General features: G+C 59.5%; 16 protein-coding genes. 6 read left to right on the top strand and 10 right to left on the bottom strand.

From position 1 onward, the window contains the following. Positions 1 to 6: 6 nt before the first annotated feature. Positions 7 to 534 (bottom strand): DUF721 domain-containing protein, encoded by a 528-nt coding sequence (locus GRH90_RS00650; protein WP_162363966.1) that lies wholly within the window; start codon positions 532 to 534, stop codon positions 7 to 9. A 27-nt stretch (positions 535 to 561) separates the two neighbouring features. On the opposite strand from GRH90_RS00650, the gene secM reads away from it, so the two are divergent. From secM to mutT, 3 genes are all read left to right on the top strand, one after another. After that, on the top strand, positions 562 to 1,083 hold the full coding sequence (gene secM, locus GRH90_RS00645; protein ID WP_162363965.1) for a secA translation cis-regulator SecM: 522 nt from the start codon (positions 562 to 564) through the stop codon (positions 1,081 to 1,083). 88 nt (positions 1,084 to 1,171) lie between these two features. Further along, on the top strand, positions 1,172 to 3,889 hold the full coding sequence (gene secA / locus GRH90_RS00640) for a preprotein translocase subunit SecA (RefSeq protein ID WP_162363964.1): 2,718 nt from the start codon (positions 1,172 to 1,174) through the stop codon (positions 3,887 to 3,889). Between the two features lie 60 nt (positions 3,890 to 3,949). Further along, positions 3,950 to 4,342: an 8-oxo-dGTP diphosphatase MutT gene (mutT, locus tag GRH90_RS00635; RefSeq protein WP_162363963.1), complete on the top strand. Its 393-nt coding sequence runs from the start codon at positions 3,950 to 3,952 to the stop codon at positions 4,340 to 4,342. Positions 4,343 to 4,398: 56 nt separating this feature from the next. Here the strand turns inward: mutT and yacG are convergent, their stop codons facing one another. The 3 genes from yacG to coaE all read right to left on the bottom strand — a co-directional run bounded on the left by yacG (position 4,399) and on the right by coaE (position 6,050). Continuing rightward, positions 4,399 to 4,596 (bottom strand): DNA gyrase inhibitor YacG, encoded by a 198-nt coding sequence (gene yacG / locus GRH90_RS00630; RefSeq protein WP_162363962.1) that lies wholly within the window; start codon positions 4,594 to 4,596, stop codon positions 4,399 to 4,401. Between the two features lie 78 nt (positions 4,597 to 4,674). Further along, positions 4,675 to 5,430 (bottom strand): cell division protein ZapD, encoded by a 756-nt coding sequence (gene zapD, locus GRH90_RS00625; protein ID WP_162363961.1) that lies wholly within the window; start codon positions 5,428 to 5,430, stop codon positions 4,675 to 4,677. Between the two features lie 5 nt (positions 5,431 to 5,435). After that, positions 5,436 to 6,050 carry a dephospho-CoA kinase gene (gene coaE, locus GRH90_RS00620; protein WP_162363960.1) on the bottom strand — a complete coding sequence of 205 codons (615 nt, stop codon included), beginning with the start codon at positions 6,048 to 6,050 and terminating at the stop codon, positions 5,436 to 5,438. A gap of 191 nt (positions 6,051 to 6,241) precedes the next feature. Between coaE and GRH90_RS00615 the strand changes: the two genes are divergently transcribed. Continuing rightward, positions 6,242 to 7,285 carry a GMP reductase gene (locus GRH90_RS00615; RefSeq protein ID WP_162363959.1) on the top strand — a complete coding sequence of 348 codons (1,044 nt, stop codon included), beginning with the start codon at positions 6,242 to 6,244 and terminating at the stop codon, positions 7,283 to 7,285. A gap of 59 nt (positions 7,286 to 7,344) precedes the next feature. Here the strand turns inward: GRH90_RS00615 and hofC are convergent, their stop codons facing one another. From hofC to nadC, 4 genes are all read right to left on the bottom strand, one after another. Further along, entirely contained in the window at positions 7,345 to 8,550 is a 1,206-nt protein-coding gene (gene hofC, locus GRH90_RS00610; protein WP_162363958.1) for a protein transport protein HofC, read from the bottom strand. Then, positions 8,547 to 9,839: a GspE/PulE family protein gene (locus tag GRH90_RS00605; protein ID WP_162363957.1), complete on the bottom strand. Its 1,293-nt coding sequence runs from the start codon at positions 9,837 to 9,839 to the stop codon at positions 8,547 to 8,549. Before GRH90_RS00605 ends, hofC begins: the two co-directional genes overlap by 4 nt. 5 nt (positions 9,840 to 9,844) lie before the next feature. Beyond that, positions 9,845 to 10,285, bottom strand: coding sequence for a prepilin peptidase-dependent pilin (ppdD, locus tag GRH90_RS00600; RefSeq protein ID WP_162363956.1), 441 nt, complete (start codon positions 10,283 to 10,285; stop codon positions 9,845 to 9,847). 312 nt (positions 10,286 to 10,597) lie between these two features. Beyond that, on the bottom strand, positions 10,598 to 11,488 hold the full coding sequence (gene nadC, locus GRH90_RS00595; protein WP_162363955.1) for a carboxylating nicotinate-nucleotide diphosphorylase: 891 nt from the start codon (positions 11,486 to 11,488) through the stop codon (positions 10,598 to 10,600). Between the two features lie 93 nt (positions 11,489 to 11,581). Between nadC and ampD the strand changes: the two genes are divergently transcribed. Together ampD and ampE are read left to right on the top strand one after the other, a co-directional pair. After that, on the top strand, positions 11,582 to 12,160 hold the full coding sequence (gene ampD, locus GRH90_RS00590; protein ID WP_162363954.1) for a 1,6-anhydro-N-acetylmuramyl-L-alanine amidase AmpD: 579 nt from the start codon (positions 11,582 to 11,584) through the stop codon (positions 12,158 to 12,160). After that, positions 12,157 to 13,011, top strand: coding sequence for a beta-lactamase regulator AmpE (gene ampE / locus GRH90_RS00585; RefSeq protein WP_162363953.1), 855 nt, complete (start codon positions 12,157 to 12,159; stop codon positions 13,009 to 13,011). The genes ampD and ampE overlap by 4 nt, the downstream gene beginning before the upstream one ends. A 73-nt stretch (positions 13,012 to 13,084) precedes the next feature. Here the strand turns inward: ampE and GRH90_RS00580 are convergent, their stop codons facing one another. Continuing rightward, complete coding sequence (locus GRH90_RS00580) at positions 13,085 to 14,044, bottom strand: glycoside hydrolase family 43 protein (protein WP_162363952.1); 960 nt, start codon at positions 14,042 to 14,044, stop codon at positions 13,085 to 13,087. A 27-nt stretch (positions 14,045 to 14,071) separates the two neighbouring features. Next, positions 14,072 to 15,475: a glycoside-pentoside-hexuronide (GPH):cation symporter gene (locus GRH90_RS00575; protein WP_162363951.1), complete on the bottom strand. Its 1,404-nt coding sequence runs from the start codon at positions 15,473 to 15,475 to the stop codon at positions 14,072 to 14,074. Positions 15,476 to 15,655 lie beyond the last annotated feature (180 nt).

Here is a 15,655-nt window from a genome sequence, read left to right as displayed (position 1 = left end):
GTACTGCTACTTCCCACGACGGGTGGGGTTGGCACCTTCTCCGGCCAGCCCCGCCAGCCGTTCAAGCAGTTTTTGCAGCTTCTCGGGGCTACGCGCCGCCAGATGGCGAATCGCCTCGGCGCTCTGCGGGCTTAGCCTGCGCCTTTGCACGACCTCTCCCCGATCTTTTTTCTGCCTGTCACTGCTGTTTTGCGTCATCAGATGCCCTTTTGTTGCCAGTGTCGGGTTAATCCTGATGTCGATGGAAGACAATGATGGTAGAATCTGCGCACGTAACGCGGATAATAACCCTGATTGTTCATAGCGTAACCTCATCATCCAACTGGCATTGGCGGTTTCAAGCACCAATACGCCTTGCCGGAAATTAGCTACGCGGCACCAGGGTTTCATCGGGGCGGGGAGCAGTGCTGCTACCGCCTGGTTCAGCTTTAACAGCGCCATGGCGCGTTGCTGGATCTGCTGCAGCGTTTGGCGTTCAGGCGTCGCAAGAACAGTAAACAGGATATCAATGGATTGTGGACGACTGTCGCGCATAACAACTCCGGCGGAATACATTAAGTAATGGGTATTTTAAATCGTTGGCGACAATTTGGCAGACGTTATTTCTGGCCTCATCTCCTGTTGGGGATGGTCGCGGCCGGCTTTGGCGTGCCTTATGCCCTCAACAGCGGGCAGGAACAGGCGCACCTGGCCAACACCCTGCCGAGCCTGAGCCGGCAAAACGCCTATAACGCCGGCTTTACCCACCTGGCTTTACTGAAAGACGCGCAGCGCCGCCCTTCGTTTACCGTGGATTACTGGCATCAGCATGCCATACGCACCGTTATCCGTCATTTGTCCATTGCCTGGGCTCCCGCATATGTCGGCGTCCCGTCATCAGCGGCGGACCCTGTCGTCCCGTTGATTGTGCAGCGCCAGGTATTATTAAGCACCCTGAACGCGCTGCTGACTCACGAGCCTAAGCTGCCCGCCGTCATTCGCCATATCGCCCGGGCGGACTACCTGCCCGTTACCGATCATCGTACAGGAATTCGCCTGGCCCAGGTACAGGGAATTCGCGCCGGACCCGCCCGCGTCAGCTAACCGTATATCACGGAATTTTTCTACCCCTTATGCATCTATTGGCCGCTGCCTGATAATCAGCGCCGGCCGTGACGAGATTTAAATAATTATGTTATCTAAACTGCTTACAAAAGTTTTTGGTAGTCGCAACGATCGTACCCTGCGCCGCATGGGTAAAAACGTTGAGCTGATTAACCGGATGGAACCGGAGCTGGAAAAGCTGACCGACGAACAGTTGGCCGCCAAGACCATTGAGTTCCGCGCCCGCCTGGAGAAAGGCGAAAGCGTCGACAGCCTGTTGCCGGAATCCTTCGCCGTGGTGCGCGAGGCCAGTAAACGCGTATTCAGCATGCGTCACTTCGACGTACAGCTACAGGGCGGCATGGTGCTGAATGACCGTTGCATCGCGGAAATGCGCACCGGTGAAGGTAAAACGCTGACCGCCACCCTGCCCGCGTACCTCAACGCCCTGAGCGGTAAAGGCGTCCACGTGGTGACGGTCAATGACTACCTGGCCCAGCGCGACGCCGAAAACAACCGGCCGCTGTTTGAGTTCCTCGGACTGACCGTCGGCATCAACCTGCCGAACATGCCGGCCCCGGCCAAACGCGCCGCCTACGCCGCCGATATTACCTACGGCACCAACAATGAATACGGTTTCGATTACCTGCGCGATAACATGGCGTTCAGTCCGGAAGAGCGCGTACAGCGTAAACTGCACTATGCGCTGGTGGATGAAGTCGACTCCATCCTGATCGATGAGGCGCGTACGCCGCTGATTATTTCCGGCCCGGCGGAAGACAGCTCCGAAATGTACATTCGGGTGGATAAGCTTATTCCCCACCTGATTCGCCAGGATAAAGAGGACTCCGACTCGTTCCAGGGCGAGGGCCACTTCTCGGTGGATGAAAAATCCCGCCAGGTCAATCTTACCGAACGCGGCCTGGTGCTGATTGAAGAGCTGATGGTCCAGGCCGGCATCATGGAGGAAGGCGAGTCGCTTTACTCCCCGGCCAATATCATGCTGATGCATCATGTTACCGCCGCGCTGCGCGCCCACGTGCTGTTCTCACGCGACGTCGACTATATCGTCAAGGACGGCGAGGTCATCATCGTCGACGAACACACCGGCCGCACCATGCCGGGACGCCGCTGGTCGGACGGCCTGCACCAGGCGGTGGAGGCCAAGGAACACGTGGCGATCCAGAACGAAAACCAGACGCTGGCCTCGATCACCTTCCAGAACTATTTCCGCCTGTATGAAAAACTGGCCGGCATGACCGGTACCGCCGATACCGAAGCTTTTGAATTCAGTTCGATCTATAAGCTCGATACTATCGTGGTGCCGACCAACCGTCCGATGATCCGTAAGGATTTGCCGGATCTGGTCTATATGACCGAAAAAGAGAAGATCGACGCCATCATCGATGATATCAAGGCCTGCTCCGCCAAAGGGCAGCCGGTGCTGGTGGGGACCATCTCCATTGAAAAATCCGAAGTGGTGTCGCGCGAGCTGGAAAAAGCCGGTATCGAACATAAGGTACTGAACGCCAAATTCCACGCCATGGAAGCGGATATCGTCGCCCAGGCCGGTTCGCCGGGCGCGGTCACGATTGCCACCAATATGGCCGGTCGTGGTACGGATATCGTGCTTGGCGGCAGCTGGCAGGCGGAGATCTCCCATCTGGAAGATCCGAGCGAAGAGGATATCATCGCGCTCAAGGCCGCCTGGCAGATTCGCCACGACGCGGTACTGGCCTCCGGCGGCCTGCATATCATCGGCACCGAGCGCCATGAATCACGCCGTATCGATAACCAGCTGCGCGGCCGTTCCGGCCGTCAGGGCGACGACGGTTCTTCCCGTTTCTACCTGTCGATGGAGGATGCCCTGATGCGCATCTTCGCTTCCGACCGCGTGACCGGCATGATGCGTAAGCTGGGCATGAAACCGGGCGAGGCCATCGAGCATCCCTGGGTTACCAAAGCCATTGCCAATGCGCAGCGCAAGGTGGAAAGCCGTAACTTCGACATCCGTAAACAGCTGCTGGAATACGACGACGTCGCCAACGACCAGCGCCGGGCTATCTATAGCCAGCGTAATGAGCTGCTGGATGTGGCCGATATCAGCGAAACCATTACCAGCATCCGCGAGGACGTGCTGAAAACCGTGCTCGACAACCATATTCCGCCGCAGTCGCTGGAGGAAATGTGGGACGTGCCGGGGCTGGAAAAGCGCCTGAAAGACGATTTCGACCTGGAGATGCCGATTGCCGATTGGCTGGATAAAGAGCCCGGTCTGCATGAGGAAACCCTGCGCGAGCGCATCCTGGAAAAAACGCTGGAACAGTACCAGCGTAAGGAAGAAGTGGTCGGCATCGAGATGATGCGCAGCTTTGAAAAGGGCGTCATGCTGCAAACGCTTGATTCGTTATGGAAAGAGCACCTGGCGGCGATGGACTACCTGCGCCAGGGCATTCATTTGCGCGGCTACGCCCAAAAGGATCCGAAGCAGGAATACAAACGCGAATCCTTTGCCATGTTTGCCGCCATGCTGGAGTCGCTGAAATACGAGGTGATAAGCACCCTGAGCAAGGTCCAGGTGCGGATGCCGGAAGAAGTGGAAGCGCTGGAGCTGCAACGCCGCGAAGAGGCCGAGCGCCTGGCGCGCCAGCAGCAGCTCAGCCATCAGCCGGAGCCGATGCTGGCCGATGGCGCCCTCATGGCCAATATGCCGGTACATGAAGGGCGCAAGGTCGGCCGCAATGACCCGTGCCCCTGCGGTTCAGGCAAAAAATACAAACAGTGCCACGGCAAGTTACAGCAATAATGCCAACCTGCCGATGAGTCTGACGAGCACCAGGATCATTTTATCGGAGTACCTGTGACAATGAATATACGCACAATTGCCGTAGGCATTATCCGTAATGCGCAACATCAGATTTTTATCGCCCAGCGGCCGGCGGATGCGCATATGGGCGGTTTCTGGGAGTTTCCCGGCGGTAAAATGGAAGCAGGCGAAACCCCGGAACAGGCGTTAATCCGGGAGCTGCTGGAAGAGACGGGCATCAAGGTTGAGCGGGTCGAGCTGTTGGCGACCAGCCAGCACCAGTTTGCCGATCGTAACATGGCCTTCTATTTTTTCCTGGTCGAGGATTGGCAGGGCACGCCTTATGGTAAAGAGGGGCAGCCGGTGCGCTGGTGCCCCCAGGCGGAACTGCGGGCCGATGAATTTCCGCCCGCCAATGCGTCGATTATTCGCCAGCTTATCGCCGCGACTTAACCTACCCCATCCCATCGCCCCGCCACGGGGCGACATTATGCGCGCAGCGCTGGAATTCAGCGCTGATCCTCGCTCCAGTCTTCGCTGTCGTTGATCTGCGCGTCGCTGGGAATAAATTTTTCCTCATCGGCCCACTCGCCAAGGTCGATCAGCTGGCAGCGTTTGCTGCAAAAAGGCCGGAACTTGCTTTGTGCATTCCACTCGACGTCCGCGCCGCAGGTGGGGCAGTTTACTACGATGATATCGTTATTCACTATTAACTCCTGGAACCTTAACAACCCGTCTGGCCGCACCTTAGCCGCCAAGCTAGCCTTCTATCATAACGCAATAGATCAGCAGCAGGCCAATTCGAAGGGCAAACGGTTTGGCACCACGCCGTTTTCGCTGTCCAGGGATAAAAACCGGATGGCATAGCGGGTTTTATGGCCGGAAACCTGCGGATAGAGCTGGGACACCAGCGGGATGCGCATACGCAGCAGATCGGCGTCCTCGGCGTTATCCTGGAAAAAACCGTTCAGGCTGATCTGGTTCTTAAAGGGTTCGGAATGGCGTACGAGATCAAGCGTAATGGTTAACGCGTTGTGCAACGGTTCGAAGGTTTTCAGCCAAATGTTTACCTGCTGGTCGCGCACGGTTTGCGGCAAATGCAGCCAGATATGCAGGCCGGGCAGATCGAAGCTGCAGCAGCCGCCGGGGATTGACAGGCGCTGACGCACCGAGCCGATCAAACGGTCTTCGCGCACCGCCTGGCCCAGGCGCGGCGCGGCCATCAACACCGCGGCGCAGTGTTTTAATTCGCCGCGCAGCGCCCGCACGCGATCGCTGTCGACGCCCGGCACTCCGTCCCATTGCAGCATCTTTTGCTGCTGCCGGTCCAGTTCCTTGAGCATTTCGGTGCGTACATCGCCGCGTTCGAGCACATCCTGCAAATCGGATAGGCTGCGAAAAAACGGCAGCGCGCTCGAGATGTCAGACAACGTCGGATAGTTATAAAGTTGTTGCAGTAAAAATTCCAAACGCAGCCAGGTGCGCATTTTTTCATTTAGCGGATGCTCAAAAAGCACCGTTGTCGAGTAGACGTCACTCATTATAATTAATCCTGTCGGGTTGCTGATGCCGCAAGCTGAAGATAACGGCGGTGCAGGTTTGCCACCTCGGCCGTTATCTCTTCGGGACGCCCGCTATTATCGATAATATCGTCGGCACAGGCCAGACGCTGTTCGCGTGAAGCCTGCGCGGCAAGAATGTTGTTTATTTGGCTGCGGCTGATGCCGTCGCGGCTCAGGGTGCGGGCGATCTGGACATCGGTGCCGACATCGACCACCAGTACCCGATCTGCCTGGGACTGCAACTGGTTTTCAATTAACAGCGGCACCACCCATAGCACATAACGTCCGTCGGCGCGGGCCATCTGTTGGCGGGTTTCTTGTTGAATAAGCGGATGCAGCAAACGGTTAAGCCATGCCTTATCGGCCGGGGAACTGAATACGTGTTGCCGCAGCAGCGCGCGGTCAAGCCGGCCGTCGGGCAACATGATACCGGCGCCAAAACGGGCATGTATTGCCCGCAGCGCGTCGGTACCCGGCTCCACAACCTGGCGGGCGATTACATCGGCGTCGACAATCGTGGCACCCAGTTCGGCGAAAGCGTTGGCCACGGTACTTTTGCCACTGCCAATTCCCCCTGTTAATGCAACAATATAACGCATACAGTCTATTCTCTCCTTACTGTATCCCTTTCCGCCCGTTCGCAGATAAATTGGTACGATTGTAGCGTATATCGGGCGGTTTTCGCAGTCTTGCCGTAAGAATAATCCGGCGTATGATACCGTTACTGGAATTGGCATTACGTACCCGAACTTTATAAGCGATTCGTCGCCATTGACCAGGAAAATCCGTTATGCGTATTGAAGAAGATATTAAGTTAGGTTTTAAAGACGTACTGATCCGCCCCAAGCGTTCGACCCTGAAAAGTCGCTCCGACGTAGAACTGCAACGTGAGTTTACCTTTAAGCACCCTGGATGCACCTGGTCGGGCGTCCCCATCATCGCCGCCAACATGGATACCGTCGGCACCTTCCGCATGGCGGAAGCGCTGGCGTCCTTTGATGTCGTCACCGCGGTGCATAAACACTATACCGTGGAACAATGGCGCGCTTTTGTTGCGCGGGTCCCGGAATCAATTTTACGCCATGTGATGGTCTCCACCGGCACGTCGGAAGCCGACTTCGTGAAAATGAAGCAGATCCTGGCCTTGTCGCCGTTATTGACCTTTATCTGTATCGACGTGGCTAACGGTTATTCCGAACATTTCGTCAATTTTCTGCAGAAAGCGCGCGAGGCCTGCCCCAATAACGTTATCTGCGCCGGTAACGTGGTCACCGGCGAAATGGTCGAGGAACTGATCCTGTCGGGCGCCGATATTGTCAAGGTGGGTATCGGGCCGGGCTCGGTGTGCACTACCCGGGTCAAGACCGGCGTCGGTTATCCGCAGTTGTCCGCGGTTATCGAATGCGCGGACGCCGCCCATGGCCTGAGCGGCCAGATTGTCAGCGACGGCGGCTGCTCGGTGCCGGGCGACGTGGCAAAGGCCTTTGGCGGCGGCGCGGATTTTGTCATGCTGGGCGGCATGCTGGCCGGACACGACGAATGTGAAGGTACGCTGGTGGAAGAGAACGGCGAGAAATTCATGCTGTTCTACGGCATGAGCTCCGAGTCCGCCATGAATCGCCACGTTGGCGGCGTGGCACAGTATCGGGCGGCGGAAGGTAAAACCGTCAGGCTACCGCTGCGCGGGCCGGTAGAACACTCGATTCGCGATATCCTGGGCGGATTGCGCTCGGCCTGTACCTATGTGGGGGCCTCGCGCTTAAAGGAATTGACCAAGCGCACCACCTTTATCCGGGTGGCCGAGCAGGAAAACCAGGTGTTTACTCAGCTCTAATCCCTGTTTCTGTTTCCAGCTATTATCCACCGCGCACGATAGCTGGCTGCTCATTGTTCTCATAGGCGGCCGAACAGGTCGCCGATTTGCAGCAGCGGCAAATACAGCGCCATCACCAGCGCGCAGACCAGTCCGCCCATAATAAACAGCAGCAGAGGCTCGGCCAGTTGCGCCAGCGCGTCGGCGCGCTGGCGCGTTTGCTGCTCATGTATCCGCGCCAACTGGCGGAACACCTCATCCAGCGTGCCGGAATACTCGCCGGTCTTGATAAGCTGATGGCAATGGGGCGGGAACAGGCGATGGCGGTAAAATGCCTGGTGCAGGGCGTATCCTTGCTGGATATGCCGGCGCAGCTGCGTGACGGCATCGCCATATGCGGGGTGGCCCAGGGTGCGCGCGGCCATCTCCAGCCCGCTATCCAGCGGCACGCCGGCCGGGTGGGTCATGGCCAGGGTCTGGAACAACTGGCAGGTGGCGTGATGGCGCATCAGCGTTCCCACACCGGGCAGATATAACAATCCAGCCTGGATGAGCCGCCGCCATCGGCCATGGTGATAACCTAACCGACGCCAGCATGCATAGATAGTCGTCAGCAGGATCAGCAGCGGCAGCGCATGGTCCGCCGCGCCCTGCGCCATGGCCAGCAGGCAGCGGGTCGGCCAGGGCAGGGGCACATTGCTCCCGGCGTACAGCCGGGCAAATTCCGGCAGTACCCAGATCAGGATAAGCGCCATGACCGCCGTTGCCGTCAGCAGGATAAACGCCGGATAACGCAGCGCGCCCAGCACCTTCTGTTTTAACCGCCCGAGCCGTTCCTCGTGGTCGGCAAGCGCCAGGCAGCAGCGGTCCAGCCGGCCGGTAAGCTCGCCAAGCGTCATCATGGCGCAGTAGACCGGCGGGAACACCTGGGGAAAATCGGCCATGGCCTGGGAAAAGGTCAGGCCCTGCTCGATTTTATCGCCCAGCAGCCGCAGCAGGCATCGCCAACCGGCGCGTGGGTGATCCTCAGCCAGCAGATGCAGGCTCTCCCTGAGCGGCAACCCCGCGCCGAGCAGCGCGGCCAACTGTGATGTGATACTGGCAAGCTGGGGTTTTTGCCAATAACCGGTCCCCAGGTAGCCGATAGTGCGTACGCGGAACGGCTGCAACTCCTGGCGGATTAATAATTGGCGCACCGAGGTTTTATCCCGGCCGATACTGTGTCCCGCCTGAATGTCCCCCGCCGGTGACAGTCCGCGCCAGGAGTAGAGCCAATAACCAGTCATACCGGCTCCCCCAGTACCCGCGCCAGTTCATCAAGGGATGTGACTCCCCGCGCCGCCAATATCAGGCCCGCGCGCCACAGCCCCGAGGGACCCCGCCGACGCTGGCCGTTCGATATCTCCCCGGGATTTTTCACGCTGCGCCCACCGCCCGCTGTCAGGTATCCGCTGCTTACCGGCGCAGCCCCAATGCTTGCCGCTTCGCCTATGGCGCTATCCGCTACCTGCCCGGTGCCGTCTGCTATACCTTCCCCCGGGTACGTTTTGTCACGGGCGAATGGCTGCGACGGCAGCAAATGAAAAATCCCGCGCCGTCCGGCATAACCTTGGTGGCAATGCTCGCAGCCAGCTGCCTGCCAAACGCGTTGCGGGACCCAGCCGGGCGGCAGCCGCACCACCGGTTCATCGTGCGTGCGGACCTCGCGCCGGCACCGGGGGCATAGCAGCCTGACCAGGCGCTGGGCCATCACCAGCAGCAGCGCGGAGTGCACCTGCCCCGCCCGCGGTCCAAACTGGGTAAGCCGCCGCGCGGCGTCGCCGGCCGACAGGGCGTGCAGGGTAGCCAGCACCAGATGCCCGGTCTGGGCGGAATTGACCGCCATGGCGGCGGTCTCGCGATCGCGTATTTCGCCTACCATGATGACATCGGGATCCTGCCGGAGCAGGGCGCGCAGCAGCACCGGAAAATCTAGCTGCGCCTTGACGTTGACCTGGCACTGGGTCATGCCCGGCAGCGGTATTTCCACCGGATCTTCGACGCTGCAAATATTAAGCCTGTCGCCCGCCAGGGCATTCAGGGCGCTGTATAGCGTCATGGTTTTACCGCTGCCGGTCGGCCCGGTAAGCAAAATCAGCCCCTGGGGACGATGCAGGATACGCAGGAACCGGCGGCGCATGGCCGTCGGCATGCCCAGGCGTTCCAGGGTCAGGTTTTCCGGCGTGCCGCGTAGCAGGCGCAGCACCAGCTTTTCGCCGCGCAGCGTGGGCAGGGTGGAGAGCCGGCATGAGCAGCGCCTGTCCGGCGGGCCGAACGCAAACTGCCCGTCCTGGGGCCGCCGCCGCTCGGCAATATCCAGCCGCGCCCGCATTTTCAGACACACCAGCAGCCTGGCGGCAAGCAAGGGCGCGCAATGGGCGCTTTCCCGTAGCAGGCCGTCCACGCGCAGCCGGATGCGATATTCCGCCGCGCCCACGGGCTCGATATGGATATCGGACGCCTTAAGCGCCAGGGCCTGATCCAGCAGCGCGCCGATATAGTCGTCCAGCGCCGTTTCATCATAGGGTGTCGTCATCCCGCTTACTCCCGCCCGTGGTCCATGCGAAACAACCCCTGGCAGGGCCCGACCAGATGGCCGGCATTTTCCGTGGCCTGGCAGGCGCTGCTCCAGCGCAGCCCGGTGCCGTGGCGCCCGGGCGTCAGCGTCAGGGCAAGCCCCTGGAGCGCCTGCCGCCCGGTCAGGCTGATAACGCCGTCTTGAACCGTTACCCGTTCCACATAACGCGACGTCATGCTTTCGGGGATGCCGCTGGTGCCCGCGTGGCACGCCTTGACCTCGCCCTGTTGCAGCGCGCACAGCTCCACCGCCGACTTATAGGGCGTGAGCATTTGCAGCATATCGGTCATGGCGGCCTTATCCAGGTAGCGCTGATAGCCCGGCAGGCCGATGGCGCTGAGCATGGCAATGATGGCGATCACCACCATCAGCTCCACCAGCGTAAATCCCTGTTGATTAATCACGCGTTTCCCTCGCTGTTGATCCTGTGCCGACCTTAGCGTTAACGGCGGTGGGCGGACAGTGGCAAACCGCCATACAGGACAGCTGATGGCAAAAAAACGCGATAGGTTACCTGCGGTTTAGGAATTTTGCGTGGGAAACCGCAAAATCAACGACAAGGAGAGTAAAAAAAAGCCTTCGGAGATGACCGAAGGCCTGTGCAGCGCGTATGGCGCGCCTGCCTGATGCCAGCGAACTGCCCGGAGCGCCCATAGGGTATGAAGCGTCCGTATACCGCGGTGGGGAAGCGGCTTCGTAGGGGCCATAATGAGCAGCTACTGGAAGCGCATCGACAGATCCAGCGCGCGGATATGTTTGGTCAGCGCGCCCACCGAGATATAGTCCACCCCGGTCTGGGCAAATTCCCTGATTGTCGCAAGTGTCACGTTGCCGGAAACCTCCAGCAGGGCGCGTTGCCGCGTGGCGGCTACCGCGCGCTGCATATCGGCCGGCGTGAAGTTATCCAGCATGATGATATCGGCACCGGCGTCCAGCGCCTGGCGCAGTTCCTCCAGGCTTTCCACTTCCACCTCCACCGGCACGTCGTCGCGCAAGGCGATGGCGTTGGCCACCGCGTTGGCGATGGAGCCGGCGGCGATAATATGGTTTTCCTTGATCAGGAACGCGTCCGCCAGGCCCAGGCGGTGATTACCGCCGCCGCCGCACAGCACGGCGTATTTCAGCGCGGTGCGCAGGCCGGGCAGGGTTTTGCGGGTATCGAGCAACCGGGTGCCGGTGCCGGCCAGGATATCAACATAACGTTTTACCTCGGAGGCCACCCCCGACAGCGTCTGCACAAAGTTCAGCGCGGTGCGCTCGCCGGTCAGCAGCAGATGCGCGGGACCGCTTAAACGGCACAGCGGCTGGTTGACGCGGATCGGATCGCCGTCCTTTACCTGCCAGTCGACGGTAATGCCGCCGCCAAGTTGGGTAAAGACTTCCTCCAGCCAGCGCTGGCCGCAGAAAATACCGTTTTCACGGGTAATGATCACCGCCACCGCGTCGCTTTGCTGCGGGAGCAAGCGGGCGGTAATATCGGCCTTGGGATCGGTGGTGCCGCCCAGGTCTTCGCGCAGGGCCTGGGTGACGGATAACGGGATATCATACTGAATACGCTCGAGCAATTCGGCCCGGCGGCGTTCGGCGTTATAACGGCGTGTCGGCATAAAAAACTCCGAAATAGCGGATAAAGGGAATTGGAGAAACATGCTACTCTGTTGCTGGGATAAGTACCACCGCCGGTCGGCGCGAGGTGAATGATGCGGTTGGAAAATGGCTGGGTATCAGGGGCTAAGCGGGTGTGGTCGCCGCATTGCGATGAGCGGCCCGAACATGAGGCGCCCTCGTTATTGGTGGTGCATAACATCAGCCTGCCGCCGGGCATCTTCGGCGGCGCGGATATCGATCGGCTGTTTACCGGCACGCTCGATCCCAAGGCGCATCCCTTTTTTCGCCAGATTTATCAACTGCGGGTATCCGCGCATTGCCTGATTCGCCGCGACGGCGAACTGGTCCAGTATGTGCCGTTTGATAAGCGCGCCTGGCACGCGGGCGTATCAACCTTCGAAGGGCGCGAGCGCTGCAATGACTTTTCCATTGGCATAGAGCTGGAAGGCACCGACACGGAACCCTATACTGAGGCGCAATATAACCGGTTGGCCGAATTGACCGCATTATTAATGCGGCATTATCCGATTACGCCGGCGCGGATTACCGGCCATAGTGATATCGCACCCGTGCGTAAAACCGATCCCGGCGCGTCTTTCCAGTGGCCGCATTATCGGCGGTTAGTCGCTGAGCGCGCCACTGATAGCAAGAGGGAGAGTCAGGGTTCATGACGTTGTTTACACTACTACTGGTTCTGGCCTGGGAACGCCTGTTTAAACAGGGCGAACACTGGCAGCTGGATCATCATCTGGAACGGGTGTTTGTCCGCTTCCGTCATGCCTCCCTGGCCCTGACCATCCTCATGACCCTGTGCTGGATGATTATCGTGGCGTTATGCCTGCGGCTGCTGGCGAACTGGTTCTATGGCGTGCCGCTGCTGCTGCTGTGGATTGTCATTTCACTATTATGCATCGGCGCCGGCGGCATCCGTAAGCACTATCGGGCCTATCTGCGGGCCGCGGCCGCCAGCGACAGCCACGCCTGCGACGCCATGAGCGAAGAACTGGCCTTGATCCACGGGCTGCCGGTGGATTGCGATAAAGAAGAGCGCCTGCGCGAGCTGCAAAACGCCCTGTTGTGGATCAATTTCCGTTTCTACCTGGCGCCGCTGTTCTGGCTGGTGGCCGGCGGCCCGTACGGTCCGGTCGTCCTGGCCGGTTATGCTTTCCTGCGCGCGTACCAGACCTGGATGGCGCGTCGCTCCACGCCGCTCAAGCGGGCGCAGTCCGGTATCGATATGCTGCTGCACTGGCTGGACTGGGCGCCGGTACGTTTGGCGGGCGTGGCCTACGCGCTGCTGGGCCACGGCGAAAAAGCCCTGCCCGCGTGGTTTGCCTCCCTGGCGGATGTGCATACCGGGCAATATCAGGTGTTAACCCGGCTGGCGCAGTTCTCGCTGGCGCGGGAACCGCACCTGGACGATGTGCTGACGCCGCGCGCGGCGGTATCGCTGGCGAAAAAAATCACCCAGGTGATCCTGGTGGTGGTTGCGCTGCTTACCATTTACGGCGCGCTGGTTTAACCCGGAGAGCGTTCGCGGCCAATCGGCCGCAGGCGTTAGCACTGGTCAGCTCCGCGTACCGGTATTCATCGCGCTATCCCACAGTGTCCGCCGGTGGTTCGCCGAAGCGGGGCATGCCTTCCTCATCCCAGCCAAAGGCTTTCACCCGCGTGTGCCGGTTGGGATCGTACAGCGGGTCGCCGGTGATTTCCGTATAGGGGCGGGCGTGATAGACCAACACGTCCTCGCCGTGTTCCCCGACGGTAAAGCTGTTATGGCCCGGCCCGAACTGGCGGTGTTGCCACTGGGTGCGAAACACCGGCTGCGGCAGCTTATGCCACTGCGCCGGGTCGGTAATGTCGGCGTCCGCGTCGGCCCATAACAGACCGATACAATAATTCTCGTCGGTGGCGCTGGCCGAGTAGGTAATAAACAGCCGCCGGCCGTGGCGGATGAACGCCGGGCCTTCGTTCACCCAAAAGCCGATGATTTCCCACGGCAGCTCCGGCCGGCTTATCATCGACGGCGGGGTTTTAAGCCGCCAGGGCGTCGCCATTTCAGCCAGGTAAAGATTGGAATTGCCCCGGATGGCCGGGTCTTTCTGCGCCCACAGGTAGTAATGCTTATCCTGGTGGACGAAGTGCGTCGCATCCAGGGAAAAGGTGTCCAGCGGGGTGATGATGCGGCCTCTTTCATGCCATTGCCCGGTCAACGGATTATCCGCGCCGCACTCCAGGGCATACATGCGATGCTGGAACAGCCCGTCGACAATCTCGGGCGAGTGGGCGGCGGCAAAATAGATGATCCATTTCCCCTCGATAAAATGCAGTTCCGGCGCCCAGATCAGCGCGCTCATTTCACCCTGGGCATGCTTACGCCACACCACCGCCGGCTCGGCCCGCGCCAGGCCGGCGAGCGTGACGGCCCGGCGGATCTCCAGCCGGTCGTATTCCGGCACCGAGGCGATAAAATAGTAATAGCCGTCGTGATGGCGGTAAATAAAGGGATCGGCGCGCTGCTCAATCAGCGGATTCGGCCAAAGTCCTGCGTGCATGATGGCATCTCCTGTTTGGTCTGCGGCTTAGGGATGTTTGGTTTCCAGCAGTTTATCCTCGCGCCATTCGCCCAGTTCATGGTAATTCTCCCGGCGTTTTTCCAGATCGTCCTGTATTTGGCGCATCAGCTCACGATCCACCTTCAACAACCTGACCACCCCGGCGGTGATCAGGTAACCCACGCCCGGGATCACGGTAAACAGCAGCACGATACCCTGCACGGCGCCGGGAGTTTGCGTCATGGCGTCGCCCCGGTAACCGTAGGCTGACAGGATAAAACCGACAAATGCGCCGGCCACCGCCAGCCCGACCTTAAGGAAAAACAGGTTGCCGGAAAAGCTGATGCCGGTTATGCGTTTGCCGGTTTTCCATTCGCCGTAGTCATCCACGTCCGCCATCAGGGACCAGTGCAGCGGCGACGGGATCTGGTGCAGTATATTCAACACGAAGTACATCACCAGGATAAGCGCGGTCATGTGGGGATTAAGGAAATAGAAGCCGCTGGAAAACAGCGCCAGGATGATATTGGTCCAGAAAAAGACCTTCAGTTTGCAAAAGCGATCGGTCAGCGGTTTGGCCAGCCAACTGCCGATCATCATGCCCACCACGCCCAGGCTGATAAACATGCTGGCGAAGCCGGAGGCCTTATCCATGGCGTAGGTGACGTAATACATGGTGGCCGCCATGCGGATAAATCCGGGGCAGACGTTAAAAAAGGTCAGCAGCAGAATGCGAACCCATTGGTCGTTTTTCCAAATATCGCGCAGATCGGCTTTCAGCGCGTCATTGGTCGGCACGGCCGGTTTGACGCGCTCGCGCACGGTGGCAAAGCAGAACAGGAACATCAGGCAGCCGATAATCGATAACACCGTCATGGCCCATTGAAAACCTTTGGCCCGGTTGCCGCCGCCAAACCAATCCACCATCGGCAGCAGGGTCAGCGAAATGATCAGCGTCGCCACGCCGACCAGGATAAAACGCCAGGACTGGCAGGATACGCGTTCCTGGGGATCGTTGGATATCACCCCGCCAAGCGAGCAGTAGGGGATATTGATGGCGGTGTAAATCAGCGACATGAGGAAATAGGTGACGAAGGCGTACACCACCTTGGCGGAATAGCTCCAGTCCGGCGTGGTGTACATTAGAATACTGAACACCGCGAACGGGACCGCCAGCCACAGCAGATAGGGCCGGAACCTGCCCCAGCGGGAACGGGTACGGTCGGCGATGGCGCCCATGATCGGGTCGGTGACCGCGTCGATGATACGCACCGATAGCAATAATACGCCCACCAGGGCCGGCGCCAGGGCAAAAACGTCGGTGTAGAAATAGGCCAGAAACATGGTTATGGAACCCCATACCATATTGCAGCCGGCGTCACCCATGCCGAAACCGATTTTTTCTTTTAAGGACAAAGCCTGCGTTTTCATGGTTCTACTCTCCGTTGTAAACAGAACATGAAGTACAACAGGCAGTATTGGCCTATTCGGCGGCAAAGGATCGGCAGGAACGGGTTGATGTAATGGACAAACGGGTTATCAGGGGAAAAATGTGAACAGGGTGGCATTTCGCGGCGGCGGAACGGAAGTAAAACCCTTCCCCGGTCCGCA

This window comes from Acerihabitans arboris (assembly GCF_010131535.1).
Taxonomy (GTDB): Bacteria; Pseudomonadota; Gammaproteobacteria; order Enterobacterales; family Enterobacteriaceae; genus Acerihabitans; species Acerihabitans arboris.
The sequence above is the reverse complement of the archived record's forward strand: the minus strand, read 5'-3'. Positions and strand labels throughout refer to the sequence as shown.